At 62.7% G+C, this 399-nt stretch carries 1 protein-coding gene; it reads right to left on the bottom strand.

All coding sequences use genetic code 11. From position 1 onward, the window contains the following. A partial coding sequence (locus D7X55_RS42245) for an autotransporter-associated beta strand repeat-containing protein (protein ID WP_147470550.1) occupies positions 1-399 on the bottom strand: 399 nt, incomplete at both ends.

Genomic DNA, 399 nt, shown 5'->3' with positions numbered 1-399 from the left:
AGCCGGTCGTGGTAGCGATATCCAGACCCTTTGCGCTCGCCGTGTTGTCATTCGTCAGGTTGAGTGTCCCTGCGCCCGTGATCGGGCCGCCAAGGATCGACTGGCGGGCCGTCGTGCCACTGTTTGCAGTGATCAGCGTGGACGTGCCAGTGACGGCGATTTCCTGAGCGAGCGTAATATTCGCCCCGGTCGGCGTGATGGCGCGGAGCGTTCCGCCGGCGAGCGTGATCTTTCCGGTGCCGATACCGTTCTGGCCGAGCGTACCGATATCGACAAGGCCGGCTTCGATGATCGTGCCGCCACTGTACGTGTTGACGCCCGTGTTGCTAAGGGTAAGCGTTCCAGCACCGCGCTTCGTCAGAGTCGTTGTTCCGGCGATCGAACCCGTGCCGCTAAAGG

Origin of the sequence: Corallococcus sp. AB049A (genome assembly GCF_003668885.1) — a bacterium.
In the GTDB taxonomy this organism is placed as follows: domain Bacteria; phylum Myxococcota; class Myxococcia; order Myxococcales; family Myxococcaceae; genus Corallococcus; species Corallococcus interemptor.
This window is presented reverse-complemented; position numbering and strand designations above follow the sequence as displayed.